The sequence below is a fragment of the Geotalea uraniireducens genome, assembly GCF_027943965.1.
GTDB classification, from domain to species: domain Bacteria; phylum Desulfobacterota; class Desulfuromonadia; order Geobacterales; family Geobacteraceae; genus Geobacter; species Geobacter uraniireducens.
The window spans coordinates 222,251-243,269 of record NZ_AP027151.1; the positions used below are offsets into that span (position 1 = coordinate 222,251).

Here is a 21,019-nt window from a genome sequence, read left to right on the forward strand (position 1 = left end):
GGTGCGATTGGGCGGTTAGATGATGCCGCCGTCGACGATCAGGCACTGGCCGGAAATGTAAGAGGCCCGGTCGGAGGCAAGGAAGAGCACGGCTTCCGCCACTTCCGCCGCCTGACCGAGCCGGCCGAGGGCGGTGCTCTTGACGATGCTCTGGACGATCTCCTGCTTCATGCCGGCGATCATCTCGGTCTCGATCAGCCCCGGCGCCACAGCGTTGACCCGGATTCCCATCGGGCCGACCTCGCGGGAGAGCGCCTTGGTGAAGCTGATGGCGGCCCCTTTGCTGGCCGCGTAGTTGGTCTGCCCCGGCGTGCCGGCGTAAGCGGAAATCGAGGCGACATTGACGATGGCCCCACGGCGCTTCGCCAGCATCTTGCGTACCCCCCACTTGCAGCAGTGGAACAGCGGCGAGACGTTGGTTCGGAGCACTGTCTCCCAATCTTCCTCAGCCATCATCGGCAGGTAGACGTCGCGGATAATTCCGGCGTTGTTGATCAGGACGTCGAGATGGCCGCTCGGACCGGCAGCGGCGTCGATGACTGCAATGGCGCCGGCGCCGGTACTGACGTCGGCTTTGATGGTGGTGATCGTTCCCGGCAGGGAAGCCGCTGCCGCCTCCAGCTCCTCGGCCGCCTGCTCATTGGCCAAGTAGGCGGCGGTTACCCGGGCCCCGGCGGCGGCGAAGCGGAGCGAGATGGCCCGACCGATTCCCCGCGTCCCGCCGGTAACGACTACAGTCTGCTCGGCACATTCCATGGCTGTTCCTCGTTCTGGGACCGCCGCCGTCAGCGGGGTCCGAAGGGGTTGACGCGGCTTCTCGTCAGCCGCTTGAGCTGTTTCCAGAGCGGGCCGCGCACCGGGAAAGCGCGGAGCGCCTCGAGCAGGGCGTCGCTCATGTTGATCTCCAGTCCCGGCGCTACCCAGTTCCGCCGCTTCATGGCTTCGCTGGTGACGAGTTCGCCGAGCGAGTCCCGGACCGTTGGCGCGAGATAGAATGCCGGTTCCAGCAGCGAGTCGGCGGGGGAGATTATTCCTTCGGCGACCGCCTGGGCATGGAGAGGGGTGCCGGGGTAGATCCGGATGCCGGTCATGGCGATGACGGCGGTCGGTTCCACCTCGTCCATCAGGGCGAAGCTTTCGGCAACCGTCGCTGCCGTTTCGCCGGGGCCGCCGAAGAGCAGGTAATGGGCAAAATCGATTGCCTGCTCGTGGCAGGCCTGCGAGGCGGCGCGAATTTCGCCGACGCCGAACGACTTGCCGAGGTTTGTCAGCATTGCCGGCGAGCCGGAGTCCGAACCGAATTCGACCGCATCACAGCCGGCGGTAGCCATCTCGTCGACGAGCCGGGGGGTGATGAAGCCGGGATTGATGAAGGCCGACCAGTTGATGCCGAGGCCGGCCCCGCTCAGGGCGCGGCAGAGCTCTGTCGCGTACTCCGGCGGGTAATTGAAGATGTCATCGACAAAGTAGACGTAATCGATGCCATGCCCGTCGGCCAGCGTCCGCAGTTCGGCGATCACGTCGGCCACCGGGCGAAGGCGAACCTGGCGCCCTTCGAGGAGGGGATAGGTGCAGTAGATACAGGTAAAGGGACAGCCACGCTTGGTCTGGACGTTGGCCATTCCCCCTTCCCGCCGGTAGCGCTCAACGGCAAAGAGCTGCCGGTCCGGCGCACCGATCTGTGCCACCGGTTGCGGGGGGGTGATATCGTCCCGACCGGCGCAAACCACTCCCGGTAGATCGGCGACCGGCTCGCCGCGTTCCAGCCGGGAAAGGAGCTGCGGCAGCACCTCTTCCCCTTCGCCGACCACGCCGTAGTCGCCGCCCAGATAGGCGAGCAGTTCCCGCGGCAGCAGGGAAAAGCCGGAGCCGCCGATAATCGTCACGGCTCCGCGGCAGCGGTCGAGCGCCTGTTTCACCCCGGCGCTGTAAGAGCGACAGCCGGGCCAGGTGACGTTGTCGATATTGCGCACCGAGACGACCACTGCGGCGGGGGCGAAATCGGCCATGGCCCGGGTGACGTCTTCCTCCGGCTCCGTGCTGAAACAGAGGTCGATTGCCCGCAGTTCGTGCCCGGCAGCGGCCAGCGGTCCGGCCAGGTAGGCGAGGCCGATCGGGAAAACCGGGTAGGGGCTCCGCTCGCGGTTTGCCGAGATGAGGAGCACTTTCATGGCGTCTCCTGCCAAGTGAACAGGTGCTCGAGCCGCTCGGCGATCACTGCCGGCAGCCGATACTGCAGGGTGCCATTCCGGTCGGTAAGAGCGTGGATAGTCCGGCCGCTGGCGCAGACGGTGCCGTCGTCGGCGGTGATCCGGCAGCGGAATTCGAGGGTGGCGGTTTCGCTGCGGCGGGCGAGCGTGCAGATGCGGAGCTCTTCGTTGTAGCGGGCTGGCCGACGGTACTTGAGCTGCAGGTCGATCACCGGCGCCAGATAGCCGAGTTCACCGAGTTGGCGGGCGTCGAGGCCGAACCGGCCGGCCAGGGCGTTACGGCCGATTTCCATCCAGACGACGTAATGCCCGTGCCAGGCCACCTCGTAGGAGTCGACCTCGTTGAAACGAACGGTGATCGAGGTCTGGTGCTCGTTCATCGGCCGGTCTCACTGTCGATCCAGCGGTTGTACTTCTTCAGGGAGTCGCCGACGCCGACCTCGAAAAAGCGGCTGGCCCCGGCGGCGCGCAGGGCGAGCCAGCTCCGCTCCCAGTAGACCGGCAGCGACAGTTCGCGGGTCATGAAGTCAGCAATGTCGGCGGCGGCCAGGTAATCCTGATCGATATGGTTCAACAGCGGAAGAACGGGCTCGCGGTAGCGGTAATCGGCGAACAGCGCCCGGAAATCATCGGCCAGTTCTTCCATCAGCGGTGAGTGGAGGGGGGCGTCGCATGCGAACAGCTTCACCGAGAAGGCGCTTCGGGCCAGCGCTTCGGCGCAGGCCTCCTCCATATTGCCCCGTTCGCCCGAGAGGAGGAAGTGCCGGGATGTGTTGTGGTTGGCGAGATAGACGCCGTTATTCTCGGCGATCGCCAAGAGTGGCTCGAGGGTGAGGCCGACGATGCAGCCGAGGGCGTAGCGCCGTTCCCGGCCGAAGCGGATCATCAACTGGCCGGCCCGGGCCACCAGTTCCAGGCTTTCCCCTTCGGGAAGCACCCCGGCGGCGGCCAGGGCGGGATAGATCCCCATGCTGTGTTCGGCAACCAGCTGGGCGGTGACCCCTTCGGCGCGGAGGCGCCGGGCCCGATAAAGGCTCATCGCGGCGCCGTAGATCTGCAGCTTGACATTGTCGGTTCCTTCGGCGCCGAGCCAGGAAAACCGCTCCAGGTCGAAGGAGGCCCGCTCCTTTGCCAGCTCGGCGATGGCACGGAAATCGTCGTCGTCGGGGAGCGTGGCGGGTGGCGCAAGGGGTTGGCCGGGAAACAGGTAACAGTTCATGCGGAACAGCTCTTCTTTCGGGCGGATTTTTTGATGGCGCTGCGGAAGCCGAGGTTCATCGGGCCGAAGACCTGAACCGAACGGTGCAGTTTCCAGATACGGCGATACATCGAGCGGAAGGAATAGAACGACCGGTTGAGCCAGTCGTGCCCTTCCTGGAGCTCGGCAGCCGACATCCCCCGGGGGCGGAAGGTGACGTGCCCCATGTCATAGTCACGCCAGTCGTTGGAGGTGATCCGCCCCTCAGCTTCCAGCCGGCGCCGGATGGCGGTGCCGGGATAGGGGGTGAGGATCGGAAAGATCGCCGCTTCCAGGCGCGCTTCTTCGCAGAAACGAAGGGTTCGTTCGAAGGATGCCGGCGTATCGCCGTCGTAACCGAGGACAAAGGAGCCGAGGATGCCGATACCGTTGTCGCGGAAACGGCGGGCGTCGTCCAGGTAGTCACGGGCCTGGTTGGTTACCTTCCCCATCGCTGCCAGGGTTTCCTGGTCGAGAGATTCGAAGCCGACGAACATCCCGACGCAGCCGGCGGCCCCGGCGGCCCGCAGCAGTTCTTCGTCGCGGGCGAAGTCGATCGGCGCGTGGGAGAGCCACTTGAAGCCCATTCCCTTCATCCCGGCAAAGAGCTGGAGGGCGTAACGGCGGTTGGCCACCAGGTTGTCGTCGACGAAGAAGGCGAAGGAGTTGACCGGGCGAAGCTGTTGCAGTTCGGCGAGGACCGCTTCCACCGGCCGCTCCCGGTATTTCCGGCCATAAAAGGCGGTCACGGAGCAAAATTTGCAGTCGAAGGGGCAGCCCCGGGTGGTCTGCAGGGTGTTGGTCAGCAGGTATCCCTTGCCGGCAAACAGCTCGCGTCGGGCCACGGGGATCGTCTCCATCGGCAGCAGTCCCTCGGCATGATAGCGCCGCTGCAAGGTGCCGGCGGCGAAGTCGGCGAGCAGCCGGGGCCAGGCCAGTTCGCCCTCGCCGATCACGACGGCATCCACATGGCCGAGGGCCTCGTCGGGGAGGTTACTGGCATGGAAGCCGCCCATGACCACCTTCCGGCCGCGGGCGCGAAAGCCGGCGGCGATTTCGTAGGCGCGCGGCGCCTGGGGGGTCATGGCGGTAATCGCCACCAGGTCGGCGTCGGTGTCGAAGTCGAGCGGCGCCAGGTTTTCGTCACAGAGAGCCAGCTCCCAGGAAGGAGGAGTGACCGCCGCCAGTGCTGCCAGGGAGAGGGCGGGGAACTTGAAACCCAACTCTCCCCACAGCCGCCCCTTGGGCCAGCCCGGCGAGACGAACAGCAATTTCATGGGCGGTGTTCCGCGATGTATTCGGCCATGGTCCGTACCGATTGGAACACCTTGGTGCCGGTGGCGGCATCGGGGACGACAACGCCGAATTCTTTCTCCATGGCAACCACCAGCTGCAGGGCATCGATGGAGTCGAGTCCGAGCCCGTCGCCGAACAGGGGGGCGTCGGTATCGATGTCGGCGGGAGACATCCCTTCGATGCGCAGGGCATTGATGATCAGCTGTTTGACGTCGGGGATCAGTTGTTCGGTCATGCATTATTCCTTTTCTGCGTTGTAGAGTCGTTCCAGTACGCGAAAAAATTGTACCACTGGTCGGGATAATCCCGGATGTATTTTTCGAAGAGGCGGAGAATCCGTTCCATCCCGGTGCGGATTGCCTGCCGGTGCTGCCCGTGGTTGCCGGTGAAGTAGACCGGTTCTTCCATGATTGTGGCGTACCGGCCCTGCTCCAGGGGGACGAACACCGGCAGGACCGGCGCTCCGGTGGCCAGGGCAAGGTAGGCCGCTCCCACCGGAATGGCGGCCGGGCGGCCGAAAAAGTCGAGCTCCATGGTGTGGGACGAGCCATCCCGGTCGCCGAGCAGGGCGACCACCTCGTTGCGGCGAAGGGCGTTGACCGCTTCGATGACGGCCAGTGGCGAGGTCTCGTCGCGGTCCACGTAGATGAAGCCGATGCCCCGCTCTTTTCGGACCTGCTCGCGGAGGGCGTTTACCCGTTCGTCGGGCTCGCGGAAGGTCATCACGTTGACCGGATAGCCGCGGTCGGCGAGGCCCAGCCCCCCCAGTTCCCAGTTCCCGAGGTGGGGCGAGATGATGATCGCACCGCGCCCCTCGGCCAGCACCCGGTCGAGGATTCCGTGTCCCTGCTGCCTGCCGATCAGGGCGAAGAGCCGCTTCCCCCGCCGGCGCATCATCAGCATGACGTCACACCAGTTACGCGAAAATTTGTAAAAGGTGGCAAAAACGAGCCGATCCACCCGGTCCCGGCCGGTCACCACCCGGAGGTTTGCCCGGAGCGCCCGCCGCGTTCCCGGCAGAATCAGGAAAAACAGCCCTCCCCAGAACAGGGCGAAGGGGGGGAGGAGGGGGCGGGGAACCAGCAGGGTTAACGCGTTGATAAAGAACAGGCTGACACGGTTATAAAGGGCCATTGCCGGCCCTCGGGCATGGTGTAAGTCCCCGGCGGTGCGAGTTCCCGGTCACTTGGCGTTCCCTTCCCGTTTCTGCTGTTGTCGGGGGGCGAATTCCCGCTCCCAGGCCGGCTCGGCCAGCTCGCTGTAGCGGCGTGCGTAATCGTCCATCTCCGCGCCGAGCGGACCGAAAATGGCATCCGCTCCCTCGTGGGTGGCGTAAGCCCCTTCGCTGCGGAACAGCTCCCGGCCGACATCCGGATGGTCGATCAGCATGCAGGGCCGGAGCAGGTTGTCATGGCGGCCCTGGACGTCGCGAATGGTGCGGAAGAGCGGCGAATTGAGGGCTTCCCGCAGCGTGGTGCGGCGAATGTTGTCGACAGCGAAGTGGCAGAAGACGCACGGTTCGATGTCGCCATTGGCATTGATGTGGAAATATTTCCGGCCGCCGGCGATGCAGCCGCTGATGATCGGGCCGTCATTCCAGAAGTCGACGAAGAGCATCGGCTTGCCGGCCCGGAAGTCGATGGTCCGCCGCCGCAGCAGGTCGCGCTGTTCGGGGGTGGCCATCAACTGCAGGTCCGGCTCGCGGCCGACCGGCACGTAGGTGAAGAGCCAGAGGGCGAATACCCCCTTGGCCACTAGCATGTCGATGTACTCGTCGCTGGTGATGATCTCCGTGTTCTTGCTGGTCTGGGTGAACGAGCCGCAGAACGACAGGCCGTTCTCCCGGAGGAGGTCCATTGCCCGCATCACCTTTTTGAAATGGCCGGGCCCGCGGCGCTCGTCGGTCTCCTTCTCGTATCCCTCCAAGGAAAACGCCGGCATGACGTTCCCGACCTCGATCAGCTGCTCCACCAGCCGCTCGTCGATCAGCCCGCCGTGGGTGAAGACCAGGAACGCCATGTCCGAATGCTTGCGGAAAATCTCGAAGATGTCTTTCTTGAAGAACGGTTCGCCGCCGGAGATGACGGCGAAGTAGATTCCCATCTCCTTGATCTGCCGGAGGACCGAGTCGATCTCGTCGAGAGAGAGCTCCAGCGATTTGCCGTAGTCGCCGGCATAGCAGCCATAGCAGGAGAGGTTGCACTTCATGGTCGGGCTGATCACTACCGTCGACGGCGGATAATATCCCTCGCGCTCCTGCCAGGCTTTCCGCTTGTTGGTGCCGGAGAGCAGGTGGTTCACCGCCAGGTTGGTGATCCACTTGTCGCGCTGGTTCGGGTGGAGTTCCTTGAGAATCCGGCGGGGAAAGGCGATCGAGGGGTGATTTTCCCGGATCAGCTGGCGAATCCAGCGAATCCGTTCCTTGTAGTAGTCCTTCTTCGGGATCAGCTCCATCAGGTAGGTCATCCGCGCCAGGTTCTCGGTGGAGGCGTTGGTCGCCAGCGACAACAACAGCGAGACGATCTTTTCGGTGGAATAGTTTTTCAGGCTCTGCAGCATGAAAGGGGCTCTCTTTCCATTACATGTAGCGGAGGAACGTCATACAGATGTTCCAGGTATCGCGAACCGGCCGGAAATGGCTGGTCGCCCGACCGTCGGCCACCCGGGCGGCAACCGGCAGCGAGTCGATGGTGAAACCGCCTCGCCAGGCTTTCATCAGGATCTCCATCTCGAGATTGTAGCCGTCGGCGGCCAACTGGACGGCCCCGAGCATCTTCGCCGAGTACCAGCGAAAGCCGGACTGGCTGTCGGTAACGCTGAAGCCGGTCCGCTTGCGCATGCACCAGACACCGAACCGGTTCCACCAGGAGCGCAGCCCGGCCATCTCCTCGAACTGCCCGAAGCGGGAGGCGATCAGGATGTCGGTCCCCCTTGTCCAGGCCGTTTCCGCCAGGCGGCGGATCGCGGTCGGGTCGTGCTGGCCGTCGGCGTCGAGGGTGACCACGCCGTTGAATCCTTGGGCAAGCGCCCAGGTAAAGCCTGTTTTCAGTGCAGCGCCCTTGCCCCGGTTCCGGTCGTGGTCGAGTCGCTGGACCGGGAATGCGGCGATGGCCGCAGCAGTGCCATCGGTCGAGCCGTCGTTGATCACCAAAAGCGGCATACCGCTGGCCAGCGCCTCGCGGATGACCCCTGGCAGGGTCGCTGCCGCATTATAGGCGGGGATGACTATGCAAAATCGCACTGCTCGACCAATTCTCTCAATGAAGTGAAGCAAAACCGCTGTAGCAGGGACCGCAGCCGTGTTTCCGCGCCGCTGCGCGGTCCGTAGGCGGCGAATGACCGGAGTGGCCCGAGTTTGAGTCGTGGTCCCGCCGGATCAAGTTCCCGCGGATGCAAATACAGTACCGCCGGTGTCCCTCGCCGGTTGAGCCGGCGGATCGTGGCAGTCAGCAGCGCTTCGGGGAAAAAGCGCAGTCCCCAGCCGCCGCCGGTCGGCAGGTTGATTAACCCGGCCGGGGTGACGAGCGGTGGCAGTTCCGCAATGGTGCCGTGTTCGGTGGTGACCGGAAAGGGAACGCGCGCTCCCCGCCGGTCGCCGATCAGCGGCAACGGGTTCAGGCTTGAATCGTAATGATATCCCTCTTCGCGCAGAATGGCAAAGGCCCAGGGCGTTGTTTCCCGGGAGAGCGACCACTGGGGAGCGCGAAAGCCGGTGGGTCGCCGTCCGGTCTGCCGTTCTAGCAATTCACCGGTTTTGCGGACTTCTTCGCGAAATTCCGCCGGAGTCAGACCGGTGACCAGTCGGTGAGACCAGCCATGAGAAGCGATCTCGTGGCCGGCGGCAGCGATCAGCGGCGCCAGCGTCGGCTGTTCTGCCGCCACCGAGCCGAGGATGAAAAAGGTTGCTTTTACGCCATATTCGGCGAGAAGCGCCAGGAGCCGCTCGACATTCGGCAGAACCCGCCGGTCAGCAGGGGCGAGTGCCGGTAGCTCGGGACCGCCGCAGACGTGGTACCAGTCCTCGACGTCGATAGTCAGCGCATTCAATGCCGGCAAAGTGGCTATTCGACCGTCACCGATTTTGCCAGGTTGCGCGGCTGGTCGACGTCGGTCCCTTTCAGCACCGCCACATGATAGGCAAGGAGTTGCAAGGGGACGGAGAGGAGGATCGACGTCAGTTCGCCGCCGTCAGCGGGGATGGCGAGCGTTTCCTCCGCCTTGTCGGCAACCTCCCGATCGCCGGCGGAACAGATGGCGATGACCCGGCCGCCGCGCGCCACGACCTCTTCCATGTTGGAGAGGACTTTTTCGTAGGTGCTGTTCCGGGGGACCAGGACGACTACCGGCATGTTTTCGTCAATCAGGGCGATCGGGCCGTGCTTCATTTCGCCCGCCGGATACCCCTCGGCATGAATGTAGGAAATCTCCTTGAGCTTGAGCGCTCCTTCCAGGGCGATGGGGTAGTTGATACCGCGACCCAGGTAGAGGAAATCCCGGGCGTTCATGTAGCGGCGGGCGGTCTTCTCCACCGCGTCGTTGATTTCCAGGGTCTTTTCCAGCAACGCCGGCACCTTGACCAGCTCGGTGATCATCGCCTGGCCGCGCTCGGCGTCAATGGTGCCGATGGCCCGGCCGAGCCGGATGGTCAGGAGGTAAAGGGCGACCAGTTGGGTGACGAAAGCCTTGGTGGAGGCAACCCCGATCTCGGGGCCGGCGTGGGTATAGACGACCCCGGTCGCTTCGCGGGCAATGGAGGAGTCGACAACGTTGCAGATGGCGACGTTCCGTGCCCCGCGCGATTTCCCCTCGCGCATGGCGGCCAGCGTATCGGCGGTTTCGCCCGATTGGGAGATGAGCACCATCAGGGTCCGGTCGTTTACCACCGGATTGCGGTAGCGGAATTCCGAGGCGATGTCGACTTCCACCGGGATACGGCAGTGCTCTTCGAGCAAGAACTTGCCGACCAGCGCTGCGTGCCAGGAGGTGCCGCAGGCGACAATGCAGATGCGGTCGAACTCCCGTAATTCGCAATCGCTCAACCGCAAGTCTTCCAGATAGACGTCCCCCTCTTCTTCCCGGAGGCGGCCGGCGATGGTGTCGCGGATAGCGCGGGGCTGCTCGAAAATCTCCTTGAGCATGAAATGCTTGTAGCCGCCTTTTTCTGCCATCAGCGGCGACCAATCGATGTGCCGGCTCGTTTTTTCCAGGGGCTCGCCGGTGACCCGGCTGAAGGAAGGAGTCCCCTCCCGGAAAACGACCATCTCGCCGTCTTCGAGGAAGACCATCTCCCGGGTATGGGAGAGGATTGCCGGAATGTCGGAAGCGACAAAGAACTCGCCGGCGCCGAGCCCGACGACCATCGGCGAACCCTGCTTGGCTGCGACGAGGACGTTCGGTTCCTGTTCGCAGAGGATGCAGACCGCGTAGGCGCCGCGCAACTCCTGGAGGGCCAGCCGTACCGCCTCGACAAACGTGCCGGTAGCGGCGTACTTCTCGTCGATCAGGTGGGAAATCACCTCGGTATCTGTTTCGCTTTTAAACTCCCGGCCGTCGGCCTTGAGCCGCGCCTTCAGCTCCAGGTAGTTCTCGATGATGCCATTGTGTACCACGATGATCGAGCCGGCCTGATGCGGATGGGCATTGGTTTCGGACGGCTTCCCATGGGTGGCCCAACGGGTATGGCCGATGCCGATCGTGCCGGTGAGCGGGGCTTCGGTTACCAGGCGTTCCAGATTGATGAGTTTACCTTCGCTGCGCCGTACCGCCGCCCGGCCGGCAGCAATGGTGCAGACGCCTGCCGAGTCGTACCCGCGATATTCAAGCCGTCTCAGCCCGTCGAGGATGATCGGCGTCGCTTCCTGGCTGCCAACATAACCTACAATTCCGCACATATATCCGCCCTTCCCGACGACAGACTGCCGGACGGGAGTCCGGCGTATCCATGGTCAATCGTCCTTTTTCTTGAGTTTCCAGCCATCTTTGTTTACCTGCGGGGTACGGGCGATCGCCAGCGAATCGGGCGGTACGTCCTTCGTCACCGTTGTGCCGGCGGCAATCAGCGAGTTCCTGCCGATCGTCACCGGGGCGACGAACTGGACGTCGCTGCCGACGAAGACGTCGTCTTCGATGACGGTCCGGTGCTTCTGCCGGCCATCGTAGTTGCAGGTAATGGTGCCGCAGCCAACGTTAACGTTGCTGCCTATGGTGGCGTCTCCGAGATAGGTGAGGTGGGATGCCTTCGAGCCTTTCCCCATGACGATTTTCTTGGTTTCCACAAAGTTGCCGATCTTGACATGATCAAGCAGCTCCGTCCCTGGACGCAGATGGGCCATGGGGCCGACGACGACGCCGTCGTGGAGTACCGAGTCTTCCATGACGCTCCCCGCCTTGATCACCACTCCGTTGCCGAACCGGCAAGTACGGATGACTGCCTGCGGTTCGATGAAACACGCATTGCCGAGCGTGCTTCCCTTGATGACCGCGCCGGCTTCGACGGTGCATCCGGAACCGAGCCGGCTGCCGCTACCGATATGAACGCCCGGGTAAATCGTTGTATCCGGTCCGATGATCACCCCGTGTTCGATATAGGTCGTTGCCGGATCAATCAAGGTAACGCCATCAAGCATCAGCTGACAGTTGATGCGTTCCCGGGCGATTCCGGCCGCTGCTGCCAGTTGCAGCCGATCGTTCACGCCCATGATTTCGCGCGGGTCGTTAATGGTAAAGGCGGCGCAGTGGAGCCCACGGGCGTTGGCCCTGGTGATGATGTCGGTCAGGTAGTATTCTCCCTGGGCATTGTCATTGGAAAGATTTGCAACGGCCTCGAACAGGAACTCGGCAGCTACGCAGTAAATCCCCGCATTGATCTCCCGGCAGTCCCGCTCTTCCGGAGAGGCATCCTTTTCTTCGACAATCCGGAGTACCCGGCCGTTGGCTCCTTTGATTACCCGGCCGTAGCCGAAAGGATCGGTAACCCGGGCAGTCAGCACTGTCACGATGGCGCCGGAATCGCGGTGCGCCTCCTCCAGTGCCCGGAGGGTGTCGGGGCGGATGAGCGGCACATCGCCGCAGAGGATCAGGATCGGCCCCTTGAAGTCGGCCAGGCAGGGGGTGGCGCAGGCCACCGCATGGCCGGTGCCCAGCTGCTCTTCCTGGACGGCAAACATGATGTCCGGATCGTTAAGCGCGGTCCTGAGCGTTTCTCCCTGGTGACCGATGACCACGGCAAACTTCGTTACCCCAGCTTCCCGGGCAGCATCAATCGGCCAACGGATCATCGGCATCCCGGCGAGGGGGTGCATCACCTTGACCAGCTCGGACTTCATCCTGGTCCCCTTGCCGGCTGCCAGGATAATTGCCGCCAGATTTTCCATGGTATTGATCCTCCCGATAATCAGGGAATATGACAAGTATAGAAACGATTCACTTTAAACGATGCCGTTCATGCAAGTCAAGGAATTAGCAGGGCTAACGGGGGAGATTCGCCTTTACATCTTTTCCTGTTCTGCTATAGTCTGGAACGGGAGCAGGAATGGGGACACCTGAAGATATCGCGCAGCTGGAACAGAGCCTTAACGAGCTGATTATCAAGTACGAGCAGTTTTTTCTCGGTCTTGAAAAGCGGGAGCCTCTGCGCCTGCTGGAGACGGTTGAACGCCTGTCGCGCAAGTACGCCAACGTGAAGATCGTCAACACGATGCTGAAGTTCAAGTACAACTCGCTGGTTGCCCGCTTTTGCAGTTACAAGCAGTACTGGAGCAGGATCGTCCGCCTCATGGAAGAGGGAAAGTATTCCCGCGACCGCTTCAGAATGACCATGCACCAGCGTCCGGATGCTCCCGGGGACAGCGGCCTGGCGGCGCCGGTTGTCGACCCCGAGGAAGAGCTTTTTCGCAATTTTGTCGAAGCCCGCAAGTCTTGCAGTCTCCCGGCCGACGCCATAACCAGGGAGATGGTCAAGTCGGCCATCGACAAGCAGAGACCGGCGATCATCGCCAAGTATGGTAGTGATGCGGTGGAATTTCGCGTCGTCATCGAGGATGGTGTGCCCAAAATCAGGGCGCGACGGCGGAAGGGCTGATCCGTGCCTGTCGCCCCGCTCGTGCCATAGACTGTATCCCGCGGAGTCCCTCGCTCGTGAAAGTCGTTCTTGTTGCCATCCACCTTGCCCCTTCTCCCCAGGCCGTCCCCCTCGCCAATGCCTCTCTCAAGGCGTATCTCGCTACCGACGAGGAACTTGCCCATACCGTTACCGTTGAACTTTGCGACTTTTTCGTCACCGACGACTTGGATGCCGTCGTGGCGGCGATCCTCGCTGGTTCCCCCGTGGCCGTCGGATTTTCCCTCTACCTGTGGAACCGGCAGATGGTCTGTACGCTGGTTGAACGGCTGCAGCGCCGCCAGCCGGAACTGCCGATCTTTGCCGGTGGCCCGGAAGCGACTGCCGATCCGGAGCGTCTGCTGCGGAGTGCGCCCTTTAGTTTCCTTATCCTCGGTGAAGGGGAGGTGCCGTTCCTTGAAGCGATGGCCAGGCTGGCCCGGGGTGAGTCGCCGCAAGGGGGGATCGGTACGGCATTCCTTGCCGCGGGGGTGTTCACGGTCCGGCCGCTTCGACCGGTGGCGCTGCTCGACACCATTCCTTCCCCCCTGCTCAGCGGGGCGCTGGAAGTCAGCCGCTATCGCGGCCTGCTCTGGCAACTCGCTCGTGGCTGCGATTTCCATTGCGATTACTGTTACGATTTCAAAGGAGAACAGGGCGTCCGGCGTTTTTCCCTGGAACGGGTCGATGCCGAACTCGATCTGCTGGCCCGCAGTGCGGTGCAGCAAGTCTTCGTTCTCGATTCCACGTTTAATGTCGAGCCGCGGCGGGCGAAAGCAATTCTCAAAATGATTCGCCGCCGGGCACCGCATGTCCATTTCCATTTCGAAGTGCGGGCGGAATTGATCGACCGGGAGATGGCGAATCTGTTTGCCGAGATTTCCTGTTCATTGCAGATTGGGCTCCAGAGTGCTGACCCGGCGGTTTTGAAACGGGTCAGGCGTCATTTCGATTCCGCTGCATTTGCCGGCAAGGTGGCGTTGCTCAACAATAGCGGAGCGATTTTCGGCTTCGATCTTATTTACGGACTGCCGGGCGATTCTCCGGCGCAGTTTCGGAAGAGCCTGGATTTTGCGCTTGGGCTCTGCCCGAATCATCTCGACATCTTTCCGCTGGCGGTGCTTCCCGGAACGGCTTTGGCTGCGCGGGCCGTCGCGGAGGGGCTGGTTGCCAGAACCGAGCCGCCTTACACGCTGATCAGTTCGGCGGGCTATTCAGCGCAGGAAATGGCGCGGGCGGCCCAGCTGGGCAATGCCAGCGATATTTTCTACAGCCGCGGCAAGGCGGTGGCCTGGTTCGGTTCGGTGGTCCGAGCGCTGAAGATTGCTCCCGCTGTCTTCCTTGAGGCGTTTGGTGACTGGCTGCAACGCAACGTTGGCGGCGAGCTGACGGAGGGGCGTTTTACCGACGAGGAGGTCTGGCGATTTCAGCGGGATTTTCTCGCCTTTTCCTGCAAGGGCCGGAAGGCGGGATTGCTGCCGGCGATCCTCGATCTGGTGGATTATAATTACCACTATTGCGCGGCGTTGCTGGCCGCCCCGCCGCCGTTGCCTACCGACCGCGAATTGGCCCGGACCGATCTTCTGGACCGACGTGTAGCGCTTGCTCCGTCGGCGCGGCTGGCGCACTTTTCCTACGATATCGCTGATCTGCTTGATGCCGGTGATCTTGAAGTGCGGGATTTCGTCGAGTGCTTCTCGCCGACGGGCTCGTGGGCGGTCATTTATCCGCGCGCTGGTGAAGTGTGGACGGAAACCCTGGTCGAAGCCCATTATCGTTACCTTGAGTCGCTCGACGGCTCGATTCGGGCGGGCGAAGCGACCATTTTGCTCAAATTGACGTACGAGGAAGGGGCGGCGTTTCTCGAATTCGCTCTGGCCGAAGGGATCGTGGTCCTCTGCCCGGATGACTGACGTTATGGTTAGTTTTTTCAGCCTTTTGCGCACGAATTGATGTATAAAAAAAACATACAATTTTGTTGCAATTTCCCCCCTATAGTATTAGGATTGACCAGATTTACGCATCCTCATTGAACCCTCGTTTTTTCTAGAATACTGTTTTGGTGAAAACTCCGCCGCTCCGCTCACCATAACTAACTAAAAAGGCCATGTATTCCGGGGCTGACGTACCTCTTGTTGGGGGGGTAGGAAGCCTTTTTGTGTGTCTATATAACACCGCGTTTTGTTGGTGTGCGAAATAAATCACCATAGGAGGAATGTGCATGTTGTCGATGTTAATGAGGCTGTTTCCCGCCTTGTTGCTGCTCGTGGCCTTTGCCGGCCCGGCGGCGGCCGAAGGGGGGCTGGCGATTGATCCGGCCACCTGCCTCGGTTGCCACAGCAACAAGATCTCGCCTGCGGGCTTTGCCGCATCCGTGCATGGCAAGAACGCCTGTACCAGCTGCCATACGGAGATTACCGACCTCGCCAAGCATATGAAAGGCGAAATCAAGGTGGGGAAGGTACATTGCGAGCGGTGCCACAAAAAAGAGGCTGCCGAGCATTATGGCAGCGTGCATGCGCAGAAGGATGTCATGTGTGCCGATTGCCATACCGACATCCATACCCATACCTATTGGAACAAGGACAAGCGTAAAGTTGTCGCCAAATGTATCCAGTGCCACGACAAAGAGTCCGTATATCGCAATTCAATCCATGGTAAGGCTGTTGCCGCGGGCAACATGGACTCCGCAGCGTGCAACGACTGCCACAACCTGCATGCCATCAAGGCGCTCGGCGATCCCAAGTCCAGAGAGAACCGGGAGTTCCATACCAAGGTCTGCCTGAAGTGTCATGCCAACGAGCAGATGATGAAGCGGAACAACGTCATGACCGTTGCCGTTGAGACGTACATGCAGAGCTATCATGGCAAGAACTACCGGCTCGGCTTCCCCGAGCGGGTCGCCGGTTGCGCCGACTGCCATACCGCCCACTCGGTCCTCCCGGCCAAGGATCCCAACTCGAGCGTCAATCCGCAGAACCTGACCGCCACCTGTGCCAAGTGCCATCCGAAGGCGACGCCGCTCTTCACCAAGTTCTATGCCCATGGCGAGCATAATGATCGGGAAAAATATCCGATTCTCTTCTACACCTTCATTGCCATGACCGGTCTGTTGGTCGGCACATTTGCGGTATTCTGGTTCCATACGCTCCTCTGGATGTTCCGCGGCTTCGTTGAAAACCGCGAAAAGCAGGCGGCGCTGATCGCCGGCCACGTCGAGCATCACATCCCCGATGGACACAAGGTGTATCGTCGCTTCAAGCGTCGGCATATCTTCCTCCACTTGCTGGTCATCATCAGCTTCCTCGGCTTGTCGCTTTCCGGCCTGCCGCTTAAGTTCAGTGATCAGCAGTGGGCGAAATTCATGATGGAAAACATCTTCGGCGGTACTGCCAACGCCGGTTTCGTCCACCGGTGCTGCGCCGGGATCACCTTCGTCTACTTCTCCGGCGCCCTGATCCTCTCCTTCCACTTCCTCTTCGTCAGAAAGGATCTGCCGGGTAACTGGCTCCAGCGGATGTTCGGACCCGACTCCTTGATGCCGAACCTGCGGGATATCAAGGATGTAGCCGGTATGGTCCGCTGGTTCATCTTCAAGGGACCGAAACCGACCTTCGAGCGGTGGACCTATTGGGAGAAATTTGACTTCATCGCCGTCTTCTGGGGTATGTTTGCCATCGGTGGTTCCGGGTTGATGCTCTGGTTCCCTGAATTCTTCGGTAGCTTCCTGCCGGGCTGGATGTTCAATGTGGCGACCATCGTTCACTCTGACGAGGCACTTTTGGCCACCGGCTTCATCTTCACCGTCCACTTCTTCAATACCCACGGTCGGCCGGAGAAATTCCCGATGGACTTCGTCATCTTCAATGGCCAGATGCCGAAGCACGAATTCCTCGAGGAACGTGGTGACCAGTGGAAGCGCTACGAAGAGCTGGGGATTACCGAGCAGTTTGCGGCCAAAAAGACCAGCGGCATTGCCTATGACTTCATTGTCAAAGGCTTCGGCTTCACCGCTGTCATCATCGGTCTGACTTTGGTTGTCTTGATGCTCTATGCATTCCTGGCCGGCGGTTCTCACTGAACCTCGGGCTGACATAAGGGAACAGAAAAGGGGGTGCCGCCGGCACCCCCTTTTCTGTTGTTGGAGAGCGATTTTTGAACGAGTTGTGGTGAAGACCGGTGGCGGAATGAAAAAAGGGGGAACAGGATACCTGTTCCCCCTTCATATTTGGTGGAGATGAGCGGGATCGAACCGCCGACCTACGCGTTGCGAACGCGTCGCTCTCCCAGCTGAGCTACATCCCCGTTGGCGCAAAAACGATCCACCATTCTATACACAAATCGAGTCAATTTGAAAAGGAGAAATTTACGGTGATGTGGGAAGGATAACGGTGAATTCGGCGCCACCCTCTGGTCGGTTGTGGGCTTCGATCTTCCCGCAATGACCAGCAACAATCTTGTCGACAATCGATAACCCCAGCCCTGTTCCCATTTCCTTGGTCGTCACGAACGGGTTGAAAATGGTGTGAAGCAGTTCCTGCGGGATGCCGCTTCCGGTGTCGATTACCTTGACGGCTACCGCCCGTTTTTTGTTAAGACGAGCCGCAGTGGTATCGATCTGGAGAACCCCGCCTGGCTCCATCACTTCGCAGGCGTTATTGAACAGGTTCATGAACACGTGGCGCAACTGCTGGCAATCTCCCAATAGGGAAGGGAGGCGCGGCGCAAAGTTTCTGACGAGATCGATCTTTTTCTTGTCAAGGTTGAGGCCCACCATCGCCAGGGCATCATCAATGATCTGATTGATGCTGCAGCGGTTGTAACAGATGGTGTTTTTCTTGGCGAAGAAGAGGAGGTCGGTAAGCATTTCCTCCAGATGATGCACTTCACGACTAATCAATGCCGCATTATGCCATTCCTCGGAATTTTCCGGCAGCTTGCGCTTGAGGCGTTCGGCAAATCCCCCTACCGATACCAGCGGATTCTTGATCTCGTGGGCAATGGCCGCGGCCATCTTGCCGATGGCTGCCAGTTTTTCCCCCTGGAGAAGCTGTTCCTGAGTCTCGTGCAGGTAGCGGTTTGAGTCTTCCAAGCGGTTATAAAGGATGGAGTTTTCGACTGCCATGCCGGCTTGGTTGGCAAAAAGCTGCACCAGGCGCAGATCGTCGTCGGCAAGGGGGCGCAGCGTTACATTGTTGTCGACAACGATGGCGCCGACAACCCGCTCTTGGGCGATTAGCGGGGCGACCGCATAAGGCGGGGTGCCGAACCGCCTGCTGTAATCCCGGTCAATTGAACGATCGCGGGTTTTGCCAGCGTAAATCATCTGCTTGTCGAGGACGGCCGCTGAGATAAGATTGCTGGCCCGGTCGAGGGGCAAACGGGTTGCCCGAACGAGTCGGTCGAAATCCGCGTTTCGTGGCGCGCGGGGGCGGCGTCTCGTGGTTTGCGGTTCGGACTCCGAGAGCGAACGGGTCGCCCCCATCATCCCTTGGATTACCTGTGCTCGTTCGTTGACGAGAAAAAGCATTGCCCGGTCGAAAAGTGGCGTCGGACTTTCGGTAAGTGCCGTGAGAATGAGCTGGGTGAGCCGGTCAAGCTTGATGGTCGAAAGCATAGAATTGCTGACCTGCTGGAGAAAGGACAATTCCCGCAGCCGCATGGAAATCCCTTCGAGCTGGTTTTTGCAGCGGATGATGCCGGCAGCTTCAACGAGGATTACCTGCAGGAGGTCCATGTCGCTCTCGGGCAGGAGCGTGTCCCGGAGAAGGCCTAGGGACATGACGCCAACCAACTGGTCGCGGTCGAAAAGGGGGATTGCCACTAAAAGTTGCTCGGTGCCGAGCAGTGGTTCATCAGGATGAAGCGCCGCCTGGCCACGGCGAAGGATTTTTCTCCGGGCGGCACATCGTCCCGCGACCCCTTTGCCAAACGGGATGTGGCAGGGAAGCGACGGCTCGGGGAGCATGGTTGATATCTTCAGGATGAGAGAGTGTCTCTCACTGTCGGCGAGGAAAAAAGTCGTCGCAGCACAACCGAACGCTTCAGTTATGACGTGGGCGATCGATTTGAGGCGCTCCTGATGCGAATGATCGGTAAGGCTGGCTATCCGAATTACCTGGCTCACTATCTTGTAATGATCCTGAATAGCCATTCGGACTCCGCAATTTCGCTGGAAAGAAAGAGTCAGATAGAGGGATGGACAAAGTGGTGGGTCAAGGGCGGCGCTCTTTGCGTTCTTGCTCGATCTTGCAGTCGATGCACAGGGTAGTGACGGGCCGAGCCTTCAGGCGGGCTTCGCCGATCTCCTCGCCACAGACATCGCAAATGCCGAAGGTGCCGTCGTCAATCCTTCCCAAAGCTTCCTTGATTTTGTTGATCAGCTTCCGCTCTCGATCGCGAATCCGTAGTTCGAAATTCCGGTCCGATTCCTGGGTGGCGCGATCGTTGGGATCAGGGAAGTTGGTGGTGTCGGCAGTCATTTCGGAAACGGTCTTGCCGGCTTCTTCGAGAAGAGAACGAATCTCTTCATTAAGAACAGTTCTGAAGTACTCGAGTTTTTCGCTATCCATACTACTACTCTCCCTTATGCTGTAACTCAGGTAGATACTATGAAAATTAGCAGGTTAAGTAAAGCAAAAAGTACTCCGCGCTAGGGGTGAATTGCTTAAAAAAGCCGGGCCAGTGCTTCTTCTACCGACCTGACGCCAAAGACTTCGATCCCTGGAATCTGGGCAACCTGTTTCAAGCTGCCAGCCGGGATGATCGCTCGGTCGAACCCGAGTTTGGCTGCCTCGCGGATACGGGTTTCCGGCTGGGTGACAGCACGAACTTCGCCGGCCAGACCGACTTCGCCGATAACCAGGGTCTGGGGGGGGATCACCTTGTCGAGGTGGCTGGAGGCGAGAGCGGCAACCATTCCCAGGTCGACTGCGGGCTCGATGAGACGGGCGCCTCCGGCGGCATTGAGAAAGATGTCCTGGCCGGCCAGGTGCAGGCCGACCTTCTTATCAAGGACGGCAACAAGAAGCGCAAGCCGGTTGTGATCAACGCCGAGAGTGGTCCGGCGTGGCACCCCGAGTGAAGAAGAGGTTACTAACGCCTGCAGTTCGACAAGCAGGGGGCGGCTCCCTTCAATGGTGGCAACGACGGCTGATCCAGAAACGCCGTGCGGCCGTTCGGACAGAAAGAGTTCGGAAGGATTGCGCACTTCACAAAGTCCGCTCTCTTTCATTTCAAAAACCCCGATCTCGTTGGTGGAACCGAAACGGTTCTTTACCGCCCGCAAGATCCGGAACGAGTGGCCGGGATCCCCTTCAAAATAGAGTACCGTATCAACCATGTGCTCGAGGACTCGCGGCCCCGCCAGAGAGCCATCTTTGGTGACATGGCCGACAATAAAGATCGGGATGCCGCTCCGCTTGGCCAGCACCATCAGGCGACCGGCGCTTTCCCGGACCTGACTCACGCTGCCGGGGGCCGATTCGAGGCCTGGCGCATACATGGTCTGAATCGAATCGATTACCACTGCCCGGGGTGGGTGGGCTTCTATCTGGGAGATGATTATTTCGAGGGAGGTTTCGGCGAGGATCATCAGCGCCTTGGCATTGATGGAGAGTCGTTCCCCCCGTAGCCGGGTCTGCCGGGCCGACTCCTCTCCTGACACGTAAAGAACGGAGCCGACTGAGCAAGCGAGGTTGTTCATGGCCTGGAGAAGGATCGTTGATTTACCGATCCCGGGATCGCCGCCGACCAATACCAGCGAGCCGGCAACCAGTCCCCCGCCGAGTACGCGATCGAATTCGGAAATGCCGCAAGAAAGGCGTTCCTCGGTATCGCCCTGTATGTCGCAGATCGGTATCGGCTGTGACTCCGGGACGGGAGGGGAGCCGCTACGCCTGTTCTTGCTGCGGATTTCCTCGACCAAGCTGTTCCAGGCACCACAATCGGGACACTTGCCGAGCCATTTTGCCGACTGGTAGCCACACGTCTGACAGACGTACAGGGTGAGATTTTTCACGGGAGTAGACTCCTTTCCAACGCTTGGCGGATACTAACCGCTTTTGCCAAAGGTGTCAATTTGCGGCCATCAGACGGACTCCCGATCGGACTGGCGGCGAGTTTAACCGAAGCCGTTTGACAAAGAATAATCGGCTACGTACTATGTGTGGTATCTGA

The 21,019-nt window shown here is 60.8% G+C and carries 18 protein-coding genes and 1 tRNA gene; 3 read left to right on the forward strand and 16 right to left on the reverse strand.

Annotated elements, in window-relative coordinates; genetic code table 11:
• Positions 1-15: 15 nt before the first annotated feature.
• From fabG to glmU, 12 genes are read right to left on the reverse strand one after another with little or no spacing between them, the layout of a single operon-like run.
• Complete coding sequence (gene fabG, locus QMN23_RS01030; protein ID WP_282001249.1) at positions 16-756, reverse strand: 3-oxoacyl-ACP reductase FabG; 741 nt, start codon at positions 754-756, stop codon at positions 16-18.
• A gap of 29 nt (positions 757-785) precedes the next feature.
• Positions 786-2,171 carry a lipid biosynthesis B12-binding/radical SAM protein gene (locus QMN23_RS01035; protein WP_282001250.1) on the reverse strand — a complete coding sequence of 462 codons (1,386 nt, stop codon included), beginning with the start codon at positions 2,169-2,171 and terminating at the stop codon, positions 786-788.
• Entirely contained in the window at positions 2,168-2,590 is a 423-nt protein-coding gene (locus QMN23_RS01040; protein WP_282001251.1) for an acyl-CoA thioesterase, read from the reverse strand. Before QMN23_RS01040 ends, QMN23_RS01035 begins: the two co-directional genes overlap by 4 nt.
• Positions 2,587-3,429, reverse strand: a complete 843-nt coding sequence (locus QMN23_RS01045; protein ID WP_282001252.1) for an ACP S-malonyltransferase — start codon at positions 3,427-3,429, stop codon at positions 2,587-2,589. The genes QMN23_RS01040 and QMN23_RS01045 overlap by 4 nt, the downstream gene beginning before the upstream one ends.
• Positions 3,426-4,724, reverse strand: coding sequence for a B12-binding domain-containing radical SAM protein (locus tag QMN23_RS01050; protein WP_282001253.1), 1,299 nt, complete (start codon positions 4,722-4,724; stop codon positions 3,426-3,428). The genes QMN23_RS01045 and QMN23_RS01050 overlap by 4 nt, the downstream gene beginning before the upstream one ends.
• Positions 4,721-4,978 (reverse strand): phosphopantetheine-binding protein, encoded by a 258-nt coding sequence (locus QMN23_RS01055; protein WP_282001254.1) that lies wholly within the window; start codon positions 4,976-4,978, stop codon positions 4,721-4,723. Before QMN23_RS01055 ends, QMN23_RS01050 begins: the two co-directional genes overlap by 4 nt.
• Positions 4,975-5,877, reverse strand: a complete 903-nt coding sequence (locus tag QMN23_RS01060) for a lysophospholipid acyltransferase family protein (RefSeq protein ID WP_282001255.1) — start codon at positions 5,875-5,877, stop codon at positions 4,975-4,977. Before QMN23_RS01060 ends, QMN23_RS01055 begins: the two co-directional genes overlap by 4 nt.
• A gap of 48 nt (positions 5,878-5,925) precedes the next feature.
• Entirely contained in the window at positions 5,926-7,302 is a 1,377-nt protein-coding gene (locus QMN23_RS01065; protein WP_282001257.1) for a radical SAM protein, read from the reverse strand.
• Positions 7,303-7,321: 19 nt separating this feature from the next.
• Positions 7,322-7,984 carry a glycosyltransferase family 2 protein gene (locus QMN23_RS01070; protein WP_282001258.1) on the reverse strand — a complete coding sequence of 221 codons (663 nt, stop codon included), beginning with the start codon at positions 7,982-7,984 and terminating at the stop codon, positions 7,322-7,324.
• Positions 7,969-8,799, reverse strand: coding sequence for a polysaccharide deacetylase family protein (locus QMN23_RS01075; protein WP_282001259.1), 831 nt, complete (start codon positions 8,797-8,799; stop codon positions 7,969-7,971). Before QMN23_RS01075 ends, QMN23_RS01070 begins: the two co-directional genes overlap by 16 nt.
• A gap of 5 nt (positions 8,800-8,804) precedes the next feature.
• Complete coding sequence (glmS, locus tag QMN23_RS01080; RefSeq protein ID WP_282001260.1) at positions 8,805-10,634, reverse strand: glutamine--fructose-6-phosphate transaminase (isomerizing); 1,830 nt, start codon at positions 10,632-10,634, stop codon at positions 8,805-8,807.
• A 54-nt stretch (positions 10,635-10,688) separates the two neighbouring features.
• The gene (gene glmU / locus QMN23_RS01085; protein ID WP_282001261.1) at positions 10,689-12,116 is read right to left on the reverse strand and encodes a bifunctional UDP-N-acetylglucosamine diphosphorylase/glucosamine-1-phosphate N-acetyltransferase GlmU; all 1,428 of its coding nucleotides are present in this window, start codon (positions 12,114-12,116) and stop codon (positions 10,689-10,691) included.
• A gap of 158 nt (positions 12,117-12,274) precedes the next feature.
• On the opposite strand from glmU, the gene QMN23_RS01090 reads away from it, so the two are divergent.
• The 3 genes from QMN23_RS01090 to QMN23_RS01100 all read left to right on the forward strand — a co-directional run bounded on the left by QMN23_RS01090 (position 12,275) and on the right by QMN23_RS01100 (position 16,922).
• Positions 12,275-12,823, forward strand: coding sequence for an MXAN_5187 C-terminal domain-containing protein (locus QMN23_RS01090; protein WP_282001262.1), 549 nt, complete (start codon positions 12,275-12,277; stop codon positions 12,821-12,823).
• A 56-nt stretch (positions 12,824-12,879) separates the two neighbouring features.
• Positions 12,880-14,754 (forward strand): B12-binding domain-containing radical SAM protein, encoded by a 1,875-nt coding sequence (locus QMN23_RS01095; protein ID WP_282001263.1) that lies wholly within the window; start codon positions 12,880-12,882, stop codon positions 14,752-14,754.
• A gap of 308 nt (positions 14,755-15,062) precedes the next feature.
• Entirely contained in the window at positions 15,063-16,922 is a 1,860-nt protein-coding gene (locus QMN23_RS01100; protein ID WP_282001264.1) for a cytochrome c3 family protein, read from the forward strand.
• A 148-nt stretch (positions 16,923-17,070) separates the two neighbouring features.
• Here the strand turns inward: QMN23_RS01100 and QMN23_RS01105 are convergent.
• The 4 genes from QMN23_RS01105 to radA form a co-directional block, all read right to left on the reverse strand.
• Positions 17,071-17,146: transfer RNA gene (locus tag QMN23_RS01105), tRNA-Ala, on the reverse strand.
• Between the two features lie 61 nt (positions 17,147-17,207).
• Entirely contained in the window at positions 17,208-18,995 is a 1,788-nt protein-coding gene (locus QMN23_RS01110) for an ATP-binding protein (protein WP_282001265.1), read from the reverse strand.
• A 61-nt stretch (positions 18,996-19,056) separates the two neighbouring features.
• A complete protein-coding gene (gene dksA, locus QMN23_RS01115) occupies positions 19,057-19,413 on the reverse strand; it encodes an RNA polymerase-binding protein DksA (RefSeq protein WP_282001267.1) in 357 nt (118 codons plus the stop codon).
• Positions 19,414-19,508: 95 nt separating this feature from the next.
• Positions 19,509-20,861, reverse strand: coding sequence for a DNA repair protein RadA (gene radA, locus QMN23_RS01120; RefSeq protein WP_282001269.1), 1,353 nt, complete (start codon positions 20,859-20,861; stop codon positions 19,509-19,511).
• Positions 20,862-21,019: the final 158 nt, after the last annotated feature.